The sequence below is a fragment of the uncultured Devosia sp. genome (genome assembly GCF_913055165.1).
Lineage (GTDB): Bacteria > Pseudomonadota > Alphaproteobacteria > Rhizobiales > Devosiaceae > Devosia.
In genome coordinates this window covers 75571-88105 of the sequence record NZ_CAJXJS010000007.1, presented here as the reverse complement: position 1 = coordinate 88105, position 12535 = coordinate 75571, and the positions used below count along the sequence as shown (strand labels likewise).

The window sequence follows — 12535 nt, the reverse complement described above, 5'->3', positions numbered from 1 at the left end:
GCTTCCTGGCCGGTGGTGGCCATGGGGGCCATCAACAGCTTGAAGTCTTCCTGGGTGTAGCCAAAGGCCTGCAGGCGGTCGAGCAGGCTTTCCGAGCTCTTGGGCGCCTGCGGTTCGGTGGCCGGCAGGTCCTCGAGCACGATCTGGCTGCGGGCGAGCCATTCGGCATAGGGGTTCTTGGTGGCGAGTTGCTTCTTCACTTCCTCATCGGAAATGATGCGGCCTTCCTCGAGGTCGATCAGCAGCATGCGGCCCGGCTGCAGGCGCCAGCGCTCGACGATGTCTTCGTCCGGGATATCGAGCACGCCGGATTCCGAGGCGAGGACGACATGGCCCTCGCGGGTCACCAGGTAACGGGCGGGACGGAGGCCGTTACGGTCGAGCGTGGCCACGACATAGCGGCCGTCCGACAGCGACATGGCGGCGGGGCCATCCCAGGGCTCCATGAGGGCGGCGTGATATTCGTAGAAGGCGCGACGCTCTTCATCCATCAGCGGATTGCCGGCCCAGGCTTCGGGGATCAGCATCATGGCCGCATGGGGCAGCGAGTAGCCGCCGCGCACGAGGAACTCGAGCGCGTTATCGAAACAGGCCGTGTCGGACTGGCCTTCATAGGAGATGGGCCAGATCTTGGTGATGTCGTCGCCGAATTTGGGCGAGGAGACCGAGGCCTGGCGGGCCGCCATCCAGTTGACGTTGCCGCGAATGGTGTTGATCTCACCATTGTGGGTGGTCATGCGATAGGGGTGGGCTAGCTTCCAGGACGGGAAGGTATTGGTCGAAAAGCGCTGGTGCACGAGCGCAATGGCGCTTTCGAAGGCCTCGTCGTGGAGGTCGGTATAGAAGGCGCCCAGCTGGTCGGCCAGGAACATGCCCTTATAGACGATGGTGCGGGCCGACATGGAGACGACGTAGAAGCCGTTGTCGCTGTCGCTCTCGGGCACTTCCTTATAGACGGAATTGGAAATGACCTTGCGCACGATCAGCAGCTTGCGCTCGAACTCGTCGAGCGACAGGCCTTCGGGGCGCGCAATCACCATCTGCTCGATGATCGGCTGGGTGGCGATGACGCCTTCGGAGAGACGCGAATTGTCAGTGGGCACGGCGCGTTCGCCGAGCAGGCGCAGGCCTTCGGTTTCCAGGCAGCGACGCACCACGGCAGCGCACTTGTCGCGCAAGGCGGCGTCGTTGGGATAGAAGATCATCGCCACGGCGTAGTGGTGCTTTTCGGGCAGGGCGAAGGGCAGGACCTTTTCGAAAAAGGCGTGCGGGGTCTGCACCAGGATGCCGGCGCCGTCGCCCATCAGCGGGTCGGCGCCCACGGCACCGCGATGCTCCAGGTTCTCGAGAATTTCGAGACCCTTCTGCACCACTTCGTGGCTGGGCTTGTTCTTGATATTGGCAATCATGCCGATGCCGCAGGCATCGTGCTCGTGAGCGGGGTCATAAAGGCCCTGCGCCTGGGGGCGGCCATCGACGCGCTTGCCGTCCAGAATCAGGGTTTTGCGATTGGCTGCTTCGGTCTGGGCGGGAATGCCGGTCCGGATGTTTGCCATGGCTCAACCTCGTTCTGTTCGGGCCCGCTTACCGGGCTATTGTTTCGTCTTGCGCATCCTGCTGGTGCCGGTTTGCCGGCGGGGCGGATGCATGGTTTCCTCTGGGGCGCAGTGTTCAGCCGGGTCGTACTACACGAGTACGGCTCGATTGAGCAAATCGCATTCCTGTCTGGGGAGCGGCACTGCATCCAAATGGCCGCTCATAATTCGAGCTCAGGCGAATTACCGCCCATATTAGCTCCGCCTGTCCGTTTCCGCTATCGACTAGCGGTCCAGCCGGACCAGCGTGCGCGCTGACCGCGGAGAGCGGGGCGACGCGTCAGATAGGACAGAGATGCTGCCCTAACACCGGCACATTTGCATAATTCAAAACTGGGGGCAAGCGATTTCACTGCCTGGGCGCGACAAAAAATAGGACTTGGCAGAAAAATCGATAGGAAACTGTAGGAGAGTGGGCCCGGAAACGCGTTGGGCGCCCTTCCGGACGCCCAAACTCTAGCGGATAGGTCAAGAAGTCCTATTCGAGATGCGACTTGATGAACCACAGATTCTTGTCGAGGTCGCGGGAAAAGGCGGTCAGGATATCGGCGGTGTCGGCGTCGCCGGCTTCATCGGTGGTGTCGATATCCTCGCGCACCTGATTGGCCAGCTTGCCGAACCGCTCAGCCAGCGCGGCGAGATGGTCGGGCACCTTCTTGATGTCGGTCGGGTAGGCCTCAAGGCTGGTTGACTTGGCCACGGTCTGGCTCGTGCCGTCAGGCGTTCCATCCAGCTGGGCGATCCGTTCTGCAATGACATCGACATGGATGTCGAGGCTGGCGCGCATGGGATCAAGCATTTCATGAACGGCGATGAAATTGGGGCCCTTCAAGTTCCAGTGCGCCTGCTTGGTCGCCAAGGCCAGATCGATGCTGTCGGCAAGGCGCGCATTGAGCACGTCGATGACTGCGGATTTGGCGTTGGCCTTGAGATTGATGGAGGGGGTTTTCATCGAGACGTTCCTGACGCTGAGTGTGAGGGAGGCCTGCGGCCCTTGTTCTCTCAACTGTCATTGCCGCAGACTCGTTCCAACGCGCGCGACCACCACACTATTCAGCCGGTGCGGCCCTTGTGCGATTACCGGACACCGCTGCGCGTTGCCTCATCGGGATTATGAGGCCAAAGCAGGCGACCGGCAGAAGTGCAAGGGCGGTCCAGGACCAGAGCGTGGCGGCAACGCCGGCATGGCCAATGGCCAGCGCCATGGTGAAGGGCGCAATCGCTGCCGCCATCTGCCGTGCTGCGGAGATCTGGCCCTGTCTGGCGCCGTAGTTGTGGCGGCCGAACAGGTGCAATGGCAGTGATCCGGAGACGATGCTGGTCAGACCCGACCCCAGGCCAAAAATCAGGGCGAACGCTACGGCGCCGCCCATGGCAGGCGCCGAAACCGTGAGCAGGAGCAGCGCCAGTGGTAGCGAGGCGGCGGCGATCACGGCCAGGGTGGTCGGTGCCAGTTTGCCGCCAAAGACCATGTTGATCAGGCGTGCCAGCACCTGTGCCGGGCCGAAGATGCTCGAGATCAACAGGACTTGCGTACCCAGATCCAGTGCCTGGAGAAGAGGGACCATTTGGAGCGTCACCGCTGCCAAGACCAGTCCCTGCAGGGCAAAGCCAATCAGGACCAGCGAGAAGAGCAAGCGGGGCGGACCACCTGTGACTGGTGATTCTGCAGGCAGGTCGATAGCGAACGCCTCGGGCGGGGCGAGGCGGGCAGGGTCAGAAATGCGGCTCAGCCAGAGATGCAGGGGCAGACAAACCACGATGTTGATGGTGGCAAAGACGACATAGCTGGCGCGCCAGCCGATCTGCCCGTCGAGAAAGGCTGTCGCAGGCCAGAAGAGAGTGGATGCAAATCCGGCGATCAGGGTCAGGTGGGTGATGCTGGCCTGCGCCTGCCTGCCGCCGAGTTGTACAAGGACCGCGAAGGCGGCGGCATAGAGCACCAATGTGGACGCCACCTCCATACCCATCAGGGCGACCACGAAAAATGGCCCATCGGGCGCGATGGCCATGAGCACAAGGAACAGGCTGACGAGCACCGACCCCGCGCTCATGCTGCGTGCGGCGCCGAAGCGGTCGAGCATGCGTCCGGTAAAGGGTGCCGCCAGCCCGCCGACCAGCAGAGCCAGGGTCAGGCTGCCGAATATCCATTCGGTCGACCAGCCAAAGCTGCCGGCAATGGCCGGTGCCAGCACGCTAAAGGAATAATAGAGCGAGCCATAACCCACGATCTGGGTCATGCCGAGGGCCCAGACGGCGGCGGCTGGAACAGGTTTGGTCATTGCGTCTGAGCTCTGGCAGAGGTGATGCGATGTTCAGGCGAAGCAGGGGGCTTGGGTTGCCGAGCCGCAGCAGGCCGCTTCCACCGGGGCGGCACGGTGACGTGGCTTGCAGATTGCCGGGCGTTTCTCGAGCACCAGCCTGGTGTGCCCCTGGATTGTGTCGACGCCAGCGATGTCGAAGACCTGCATGGCCTCATCTGGGCGGCTGACCTCGAAGGTGACGCGCGAAGACTGATCCAGACCCAGGGCCGCCTCAACGCGCCCGAGAATGGAGAGGAACTTGCCAACGGTCATGAAGTCTCCGCCAGCCTGCGCCGGAATGTCCTCGACCTGCAGGATGGTCTCGATCCAATTGTCGGGATTGCCGCCGCAGTCGAGTGCGGAGAGCCGCGCGAACTTTATTTCGGTCACATGGTAGCCGGCCTGGATGGTGCGGCCCGCATATTCGAACACCAGGGGCTGGGTCTCGCGCGCCTTGAGTGCATTGCGCAGCGTGATCAGATCGAAATCCGCCTGGGCAGGGGAGGTGACAGGGATGTTCATGGGCGCTACCATTATCTCAATGTTTCAAGAGATATTGAAATGACAATGGATGAAAAGCAAGCCCTTGATGCGTTCGGGGCGCTTTCGCAGGAGACACGGCTCAAGATCGTGCGGATGCTGGTGATGGCGGGTGAGGCAGGCATGGCTGCCGGCGCCATCAGCGCGGCGGTCGGAGCCTCGTCCTCGCGCACCTCGTTTCACCTGGCACATCTGGAGCGCTCCGGCCTGATCTCGTCGCGCCGCGAGGCGCGGTCGATCGTCTATATGGCCAATTTTGACGGCCTCTCCGGACTGGTCGATTTTCTGATGCGCGACTGCTGCCAGGGCCATCCCCTGATGGTTGCCGGCGTCAATGAAGCCACCGAAGCCTGTTGCAGCATGGCAGAAACCGGCTGATGAAAAAGGCGCGGCCCTTGCGGACCGCGCCTTCTTTCGTTCCGATGGACTCGGAAAGGCTTAGTTTACGGATTTGTCCTCAATGGTGGCGGTGCCGCCATTGATGGGGATGGTGCGCGCCTTCTTGCTCTCGGGCAGTTCGCGCTTCAGTTCGAGATGCAGCAGGCCGTTTTCGAGGGCCGCGCCCTGGACCTCAACATAGTCGGCAAGCTGGAAACGCAGCTCGAAAGCCCGTTCGGCGATGCCGCGATGGAGGAATTCGCGCTTGTTGTCTTCAGCATCGGAGGGCTTGGCACCCTTCACGACCAGGCTGTTTTCCTTGGTCTCGACGGCAATGTCGCCATTGGAGAAGCCGGCTACGGCAATAGAGATGCGGTAGGCATCATCGCCAGTGCGCTCGATATTGTAGGGCGGGTAGGTCTTGGCTTCCTGGGCGCCAAGGCTGTCGAGCCGGTTGAACAGCCGGTCGAAGCCGACAGTGGAGCGATAGAAGGGGGAAAAGTCGATGGTCTGCATTTTCACATTCTCCGATTGAGCAACGTGGTTGAGTGTCGACCGGTGCCTGTGGCGGAACTCCCTCGATCAGGCGAGCAATCCGTTGGACAGGGCCGGCGTCCCCGGCAATCCCGGCGGACAGCATAGATGTAGGCGGCACAAAACGCGGTTCAAGAGGCCTGGCACATGAATGGAATATGAACGGTGCGCTCTGCGCTGGTTCAGGTGCACGGCGCTAGAAAGGGGCATGTGAGTGCGGCCGGACAGCTCCGGCGGAAGCGTTCACAGACCCCTGGCGGTCCCGTCAACCCGCCCCCCGCATGGGACCGCACAGACATGAAAAGCCAGCAGCCAGCCCGGTTGCTGGCTTTTCTTTTACCAAAGGGCCCGCTTATGGTCTGTGCAGCGTAGAAGAGGCCAGGAATTGACCGCGCAGATCGACCCGAATGGACCCAGGCTGGTCTCCATCCCTTCCAACCCGGTGCCCGAGGGCGCCCGCGTGGGCTTCTTCAAGACCTCCGACGGGGTGCGCCTGCGCTATGCGCTCTGGCCGAAATCGGAAGGGCCGCAGCGCGGCACGATTTGCCTGGTGCAGGGGCGGACCGAATATATCGAGAAGTATTTCGAGACGATCGCTGACTTCCGGCGGCGCGGCTTCAACGTGGCAACCTTTGATTGGCGCGGGCAAGGCGGGTCAGACCGGCTGATCGGCAATCCGCATGTGGGCTATGTCGATCGGTTCGAGGACTATTGGACGGATCTGCGGTGCTTCCATGCCGATATCCTGCTGCCCGATTGTCCGCCGCCCTTTTATCTGGTGGGCCATTCCATGGGCGGGCTGGCCAGCCTGATCGCGGCAACGCGGGACCGGATGATGTTCGACCGGGTGTTTCTCTCCGCTCCCATGGTGGGGCTTCATGGCATGGATGAGAGCCTCGGGCGCTGGGCTGCCATCGCCGAAGCCGTGAGCTTTTTCGGGCTCGGGCATTTGCCGCTCAAGCGCAAGGGCGACCGGCGGCCGGACGAAAGCATGTATCCGGACAACCCGCTGACCTCGGACATGCTGCGCTACAAGCGCATGGTCGACACCGTGCGGGCCGATGACGGGCTCTATATCGGCTCGCCCAGCTTCCGTTGGCTGGCGGCGGCCATGCGCGCCATGCTTGAGACCCGCCAGGACCGCTTTCCCGGGGAAATCCGCATTCCGTTGCTGATCCTGGCAGCGGCGCGGGAGCAGATCGTGTCCACACCGGCCATCGAGCAATTGGGCCTGCGCTTGCGTACGGGGCGCCACATGGTGATTGCCGGTTCGCGGCATGAAATGTTCATGGAAACCGATGCGGTGCGCGGACAGGTCTTCGCGGCTTTCGACGCGTTTATTACGGAGCAGAGCACGTGAACGAAGTGAGCGAGAACCAGGGGCGAGCGCGGATCAATGACGCGATGCGCGCTGACATGAACAATGCTGTTCTATGTTGGCTGGCCACGGTCGATGCGGATGGGGTTCCGAATGTCACACCCAAGGAAATTTTCGCGGCTCATGGCGATGATACCATTCTGATCGCTGATATCGCTTCGGCCAATAGCGTGCGCAATGCTACAGGCCATCCCAAGGTGTGCGTCAGTTTTGTGGATGTGTTCCGGCAGAAGGGATTCAAGGTCGTGGGAACGGCGCGCCTGATCGCCCCTGACGACGCTGATTTCGAACGGATGAGCGCACCCTTGCGGGTGCTGACAGGCGGCTCCTTTCCGATCAAGCATGTCATTGCGGTGAGCGTGGATAAGGTGTCGCGCATCTGGGCGCCAAGCTATGCCCTTTTCCCCGAGCGCAGCGAAGCGGACCTGATGGAAGCGGCCTATCGCACCTATAAGGTCCGCCCCGAAGCTGAAAACCCCTAAGCGGCGTTGGTCAGGATTAGTGCCTGTTCCAGCACTTCGGGCGCTGCGGCGGCCACGACATTGCTGCCTTCGACACCTTTATTGCGGAGCAAAGCACCTAAGCATTTGGATTTTTGGCTAGTGCGTGAGGACGGGATAGAGCGAGGCGACCAGCAGGATTGCCATGACGATGTTGAAGGCGCGCAGGCGGGTCGGTGTGGATAGGACGCGCCTCAGGTGGTCGCCGGCGACCACCCAGACGCTGATTGAGGGTGCGTTGACCACGCCGAAGACCAGGGTCACCAGCAGGATGACCTGGAGCGAGCCGCTGCCGGCATAGACGGTCATGGCCGTCAGCGCCATGGTCCAGGCCTTAGGATTGACCCACTGGAACAGGACGGCCTGCCAGAATGTCATCAGCTGGCCCTCGATCGCCCGTTTGCCCATCGAGGATGTGGTGGCGAGTTTATAGGCGAGATAGAGCAGATAGACGGTGCTGACTGCCTTGAGCACCTCGTGACTATAGGGAATGGCGTCAAAAATGCCCATCAGACCCAGCCCGACAAGGCCAACCATGACGGTAAAGCCGATGCAGACGCCAAGCGCATGGGGCAGGGTTCGCCAGGCGCCGAAATTGACCCCGGATGCCATGAGCATGAGGTTGTTGGGGCCCGGTGTGATGGAGGATACCAGGGCGAAGAGCGCCAATGCGGTCAGGATTTCGTAGCTCATGGACGCAATGTTTGCGCAAACAGTGCGCAATGTGCCATCTATATCAGCCAAACTGGACCGCACATTGGCAATCAATGATCGATATTGACGCAAAAGACAGCGAAATATTGTCCATTCTTGAGCGTGATGGGCGCATCACCAATCTGGCGCTGGCGGCCAGGGTGGGATTGTCACCTTCGGCCTGCCTGAGGCGGGTGCAGGAGATGGAGAAGGCCGGGTTGATCACCGGCTATCGTGCTGTCACGGATCGTGCCGCGCTCGGCGTGGGCTTTGTCGCCTATATTGCGGTGGGGCTGTCGGATCATTCTCAGGTTGCCCAGCGCGCCTTCGAACGGGCCGTGGCACAGGCGCCCCAGGTGCGGGAGTGCCACAATGTCACGGGCACGATCGAATATATCCTCCGGGTCGAGGTGGCCGATATCGGTGCCTATAAGAGCTTTCATACCGATGTACTGGGTACGCTGCCGGCGGTGCACGCCCTCACCACCTATGTTGTGCTCGATTCGACCAAGGATTTGCGCGCCTAGGTCATGCGGCGTTGACCAGCTCCAGCGCCTTGTCGAGCAATTCCGGCGTCGCCGCGGCGATAACATTGCCGCCGCCGCTGGGGTCCGAGCCGTCCCAGCAGGCGATGGCGCCCCCGGCCTCACGGATGATGGGGACCAGGGCCGCGATGTCATAGGTATTGAGATAGGGCTCGATGACCAGATCGGCCTGGCCGGCGGCCAGCAGGGCATAGCCATAGCAATCCATGCCGAAGCGCTGCAGTCGCGTGCCCCGTTCCACCGCCAGCCATTTGCTCCAGTGCTCGCCCTGGAACAGATTGGGGGTGGTGGTGAAAACGCGAGCCGATGACAATTCGGTCTGTCCGCTGGTCTGGTTTGTGCGCAGCAGCTCGCCGCGTCGATAGGTGGAGCGGCCGGGCACGGCCAGAAACTCTTCGCCAATGAATGGTTGACTCATCAAGCCGGCCACGGCCACGCCGTCGATGGCGAAGCCGATCAGCGTACCCCAGACCGGCGCCCCGGAGATGAAGGCACGGGTTCCGTCTACCGGGTCGATAATCCAGCTATAGCGGCTTTCGCCGGTTGTGCCCCATTCCTCCCCGATAATGGCATGATCGGGAAAGGCATCGGCAATGATGCCACGCATAACGGTCTCGGCGCCCTTGTCGGCCTCGGTTACCGGATCAAAGCCGGCATGGAGCTTGTTGTCGATGGCCAAGGGGGTGCGGAAGAGCGGCAGGGTATGGTCCGCAGCTGCGGCGCCGGCCTGCCGCAATACGGCCTCGATTTTCTCAAAGTCGATGGAATGGGGGGGCATTCTGGGCTTTCGGGGGCTGGGCGGGTGGTAAAATAATAGAATTGACAACAGTTTATTGTCGAACACGAAAAGTTGAGCGACAGAAATGCTATCTATTTGCCCAGTTCATCCTGTGTCGTTTCTGAGTCATTTTTGCAACAAGGTATTGATGAACTGCTGTGGAACAGGATGTGGCGACTTGCCGCGCGCGGCGAATGCGTTCATCGACAAGGGGCATGGTGCGTTGCCGGACATCCGGGCATCTGGGTGCCGCGTCCGGCAAACATCGTTCCTCCCTTGACTGGGGCCGTCTTTGGGGGCGGCCCCCTTTGTTTTGACTGTATTATTCCGCCGCTGCCTGTTCGGGGAGGGCTGTGGTTCCGGCCAGGGCTGCCAGATCCAGGCCAACCAAGGTGCGGATCAATTGCTCGATCAGCGTCCGGACAGTTTCGAAACCGGCATTCTTCTCCAGCGTCACCTCGTTCATGTAGAGGTGGCGGCTAATTTCGATCTGCAGGGCATGCACGCCATGTTGCGGGCGGCCATAGGCACGGGTGCAGAAGCCGCCTGCGTAGGGCCTGTTGCGCGCCACGCGCAGCCCGGCCGAGGAGAAGACGGTTTCCACCAGGTCGACCAACGGCGCAGCGCAGGTCGTGCCATAGCGATCGCCCAGGACAATATCGGGCGTGGCGCGTTCGCCATGACGCCCCAGCCGCGGCATGGAGTGGCAATCGATGAGGACTGCCAGGCCAAAGCGGGCGACGCTTTCGGAGAGCAGTTTCTGCAGTGCCGCATGATAGGGGTGATAGATGCCCTCGATCCGCATGCGCGCATCTTCCAGTGTCAGGCGCTCGCGGTAAATGGGCTTGTTCTCGGCCACGACGCGGGCCAGCGTGCCCAGGCCCGCGGCGACGCGGGGCGAGGTGGTGTTGAACCGGTCCGAAAGCGGCTCGACGAACATGGTCGGGTCCAGCTCCCAGGGCTCACGATTGACGTCGAGATAGGCCCGGGGGAAATGGGCTCGCAGCAGCGGGGCACCGAGGTGGGGCGCCCGCGCGAAGAGCTCATCGACAAAGGCATCTTCGGACTGGCGGATGGAGAGATGATCCAGCCGGGCCATCGCCAGAAAGCGCTCGGGATAGACGCGCCCGGAATGGGGCGAGTTGAAAACGACGGGCGCCACAAGGCGCCGGGGCCGAACTGTTTCGAATGCCGGTTGATCCCAATAGTCGGACCGCACGCCTTCTCCCCCGCTTGGCGGTACAGGCCGCCAGAAGTGATTTGCTGAGGACAAGTGTCGCGCGCGGCGGCGCGATTGTCCAGAATTGTTGCATTTGTGCGAACAACGCGGAAAAGGGCGCGCCGGATGCAGTGAAAGGTTGCGAAAGCGGCAGGGTGGCATAAACATCGCAGCAACCGACTCAGCGCCGCCCTGCCAAGAGGACCCTTGATGAAGCGAATTCTGCTCGCCGAAGACGACAATGACATGCGCCAGTTCCTGACGCGGGCGCTCAAGAATGCCGGGTATGAGGTGGTGTCGTTTGACAATGGACTGAGCGCCTATGAGCGCCTGCGCGAAGAACCGTTTTCGCTGCTGCTTTCGGATATCGTGATGCCGGAGATGGACGGGATCGAGCTGGCGCGGCGGGCTACCGAACTCGATCCCGATCTCAAGGTCATGTTCATTACCGGCTTTGCCGCTGTGGCACTCAACCCCGACAGCGACGCCCCCAAGGACGCCTCGGTGCTTTCCAAGCCCTTCCATCTCAAGGACCTCGTCAACGAGGTCGAGCGCCTGCTGGCAGCCTGATCTCAAGAAATTCACAGGGGGCCGGAAGGCCCCTTGACCTGGGCCACACAATTGTGGTCTATCCGCGCCACCGGAGACGCCGCAGGGCGTTCCGTCCCGGAGAGATGGGCGTGTAGCTCAGCGGGAGAGCACTACGTTGACATCGTAGGGGTCACAAGTTCGATCCTTGTCACGCCCACCATCTCTCTTTCTTCCCTGCCTTGGGCAGCGGGTGCGTAGCTCAGCGGGAGAGCACTGCCTTCACACGGCAGGGGTCACAGGTTCAATCCCTGTCGCACCCACCATTTAACCACATGATATTGCTGGATTTTTATCTTGGCGCTTCCAAGTGTGGACAGTTCCCCTCGGTTCAATTGAACTAGAAGTCGAGGGCGGAAGCCGCCTTGCGGAGGTATTCCGGGCTGAAGCGGGCGTAGACGCGGTAGGTGATCCGAGGATCCGTGTGGCCAAGGAACTGGGCAATTTCGTCCATCGCCACGCCAGCTTCGGCCATCCAGACCGCCGCACTATGTCTGAGGTCGTGAGGGGTTACGTCCGAAAGCCCGGAGCGCTCGACAGCCGCGGCGAACCCCTTCTTGATATTGAGAACCGGACCGCCGGCATATTCGATGACATAGGGCGTGAGCGCGGCCTCTTTGGCCTTGAGCAACTCCGAGCGCAGCCGGTCGGTCATCGGCACCAGAGCGCGACCCTTGCGGTTCCGTTCGCCGACGACGGCGAGCCTGATCTGATTCCGGTCAAAGTCGACGCGATCCCAGGTGAGCTGCAAAATTGCCGATTTGCGGCCGGCCGTCGACAGGGCTAGCACCATGAACAGGCGCACATGCGCCATGCCGCAGGCGTCCAGCAACTTCTGAAACTCCGCTTTCGTCAGATGTCGATCGCGTGGCGGCGGCGCTGATGGCGCCTCGAAAACCGCCCCCTGCACCCCGCGCCAATTGAGCGCCTGGCGGACGATGTTCAATTCCTTGAGAATTGTGGCATCGCTTGTGGGTCGCCCGCGCTTCCCTTCGCCCTGCAGGCGGCGAAGCTGCGCATATTCCCGACAGACTTCCCGTGTGATTTGATCCGGCCGGAGATGGCCGAAGCTGGCCTTTGCTTGTTTCCAGCCATTTTCAAGGCGATCGTGATCGGCTATCCGGCCCTTCTTTTCGTCCAGATAGGCCTGGACGATTTCGCCGGTGGTCGCCCCTGGAGGCGCGGCCATGGCTACACGCAGGTCGATCAGCCGGCGCTCTGCTTCCTCACGATCGTGGGTACGAAGGGAGCGTCGCTGCGTGGCGCCAGTGGCGTCTGACCAGACGGCGTACCAACTTCCCCGGTAGAGCTTGGCTCGCATTTCGGACATTCGAATTCTCTCACGGTGGCGGCGGGAATGCGGATCAGCCTGCCGACCCGGAAGGCCTTCAGGCGTCCATTGCCTACCAGATCACGCACATGCTGCGAAGAGCAGCCCCAACGATCGGCCAAAGTCTCGGGGGTGTAGGGGCGTTCATCCATGG

At 61.8% G+C, this 12535-nt stretch carries 14 protein-coding genes, 2 tRNA genes and 1 pseudogene; 7 read left to right on the top strand and 10 right to left on the bottom strand.

Features of this window, described 5'->3' with window-relative positions; translation table 11 throughout:
* The 4 genes and pseudogenes from QZ564_RS04495 to QZ564_RS04480 all read right to left on the bottom strand — a co-directional run.
* A pseudogene (locus QZ564_RS04495) lies at positions 1-1556 on the bottom strand (glutamate synthase subunit alpha); the annotation flags it as partial.
* 517 nt (positions 1557-2073) lie between these two features.
* Positions 2074-2547 carry a DNA starvation/stationary phase protection protein Dps gene (gene dps, locus QZ564_RS04490; protein ID WP_297105283.1) on the bottom strand — a complete coding sequence of 158 codons (474 nt, stop codon included), beginning with the start codon at positions 2545-2547 and terminating at the stop codon, positions 2074-2076.
* Positions 2548-2644: 97 nt separating this feature from the next.
* Entirely contained in the window at positions 2645-3877 is a 1233-nt protein-coding gene (arsK, locus tag QZ564_RS04485) for an arsenite efflux MFS transporter ArsK (RefSeq protein WP_297105280.1), read from the bottom strand.
* Between the two features lie 33 nt (positions 3878-3910).
* A complete protein-coding gene (locus tag QZ564_RS04480) occupies positions 3911-4420 on the bottom strand; it encodes a DUF6428 family protein (RefSeq protein ID WP_297105277.1) in 510 nt (169 codons plus the stop codon).
* A 45-nt stretch (positions 4421-4465) separates the two neighbouring features.
* Between QZ564_RS04480 and QZ564_RS04475 the strand changes: the two genes are divergently transcribed.
* Positions 4466-4816: a metalloregulator ArsR/SmtB family transcription factor gene (locus QZ564_RS04475; protein ID WP_297105290.1), complete on the top strand. Its 351-nt coding sequence runs from the start codon at positions 4466-4468 to the stop codon at positions 4814-4816.
* 60 nt (positions 4817-4876) lie between these two features.
* On the opposite strand, the gene QZ564_RS04470 is transcribed toward QZ564_RS04475, so the two are convergent.
* A complete protein-coding gene (locus QZ564_RS04470; RefSeq protein WP_297105273.1) occupies positions 4877-5332 on the bottom strand; it encodes an Hsp20 family protein in 456 nt (151 codons plus the stop codon).
* A gap of 403 nt (positions 5333-5735) precedes the next feature.
* On the opposite strand from QZ564_RS04470, the gene QZ564_RS04465 reads away from it, so the two are divergent.
* The gene (locus QZ564_RS04465) at positions 5736-6710 is read left to right on the top strand and encodes an alpha/beta hydrolase (RefSeq protein WP_297105270.1); all 975 of its coding nucleotides are present in this window, start codon (positions 5736-5738) and stop codon (positions 6708-6710) included.
* Entirely contained in the window at positions 6707-7210 is a 504-nt protein-coding gene (locus QZ564_RS04460) for a pyridoxamine 5'-phosphate oxidase family protein (protein WP_297105267.1), read from the top strand. Before QZ564_RS04465 ends, QZ564_RS04460 begins: the two co-directional genes overlap by 4 nt.
* A 117-nt stretch (positions 7211-7327) precedes the next feature.
* Here the strand turns inward: QZ564_RS04460 and QZ564_RS04455 are convergent, their stop codons facing one another.
* Positions 7328-7921: a LysE family translocator gene (locus tag QZ564_RS04455; protein ID WP_297105264.1), complete on the bottom strand. Its 594-nt coding sequence runs from the start codon at positions 7919-7921 to the stop codon at positions 7328-7330.
* Positions 7922-7995: 74 nt separating this feature from the next.
* Here QZ564_RS04455 and QZ564_RS04450 point away from each other — a divergent pair, with 74 nt between their 5' ends.
* Positions 7996-8448: an Lrp/AsnC family transcriptional regulator gene (locus QZ564_RS04450; protein WP_297105261.1), complete on the top strand. Its 453-nt coding sequence runs from the start codon at positions 7996-7998 to the stop codon at positions 8446-8448.
* A gap of 1 nt (position 8449) precedes the next feature.
* Here QZ564_RS04450 and QZ564_RS04445 read toward each other — a convergent pair whose 3' ends face one another.
* Positions 8450-9244 carry an inositol monophosphatase family protein gene (locus tag QZ564_RS04445; protein WP_297105258.1) on the bottom strand — a complete coding sequence of 265 codons (795 nt, stop codon included), beginning with the start codon at positions 9242-9244 and terminating at the stop codon, positions 8450-8452.
* Positions 9245-9566: 322 nt separating this feature from the next.
* The gene (locus QZ564_RS04440) at positions 9567-10463 is read right to left on the bottom strand and encodes an N-formylglutamate amidohydrolase (protein WP_297105255.1); all 897 of its coding nucleotides are present in this window, start codon (positions 10461-10463) and stop codon (positions 9567-9569) included.
* A gap of 210 nt (positions 10464-10673) precedes the next feature.
* On the opposite strand from QZ564_RS04440, the gene cpdR reads away from it, so the two are divergent.
* From cpdR to QZ564_RS04425, 3 genes are all read left to right on the top strand, one after another.
* Positions 10674-11033, top strand: a complete 360-nt coding sequence (gene cpdR / locus QZ564_RS04435) for a cell cycle two-component system response regulator CpdR (RefSeq protein WP_046105558.1) — start codon at positions 10674-10676, stop codon at positions 11031-11033.
* Positions 11034-11139: 106 nt separating this feature from the next.
* Positions 11140-11214, top strand: a tRNA-Val gene (locus QZ564_RS04430).
* Positions 11215-11242: 28 nt separating this feature from the next.
* Positions 11243-11317: transfer RNA gene (locus tag QZ564_RS04425), tRNA-Val, on the top strand.
* 74 nt (positions 11318-11391) lie between these two features.
* Here QZ564_RS04425 and QZ564_RS04420 read toward each other — a convergent pair.
* Complete coding sequence (locus tag QZ564_RS04420; protein ID WP_363311552.1) at positions 11392-12372, bottom strand: site-specific integrase; 981 nt, start codon at positions 12370-12372, stop codon at positions 11392-11394.
* Entirely contained in the window at positions 12258-12533 is a 276-nt protein-coding gene (locus QZ564_RS19195) for an excisionase family DNA-binding protein (RefSeq protein WP_363311545.1), read from the bottom strand. Before QZ564_RS19195 ends, QZ564_RS04420 begins: the two co-directional genes overlap by 115 nt.
* Positions 12534-12535 lie beyond the last annotated feature (2 nt).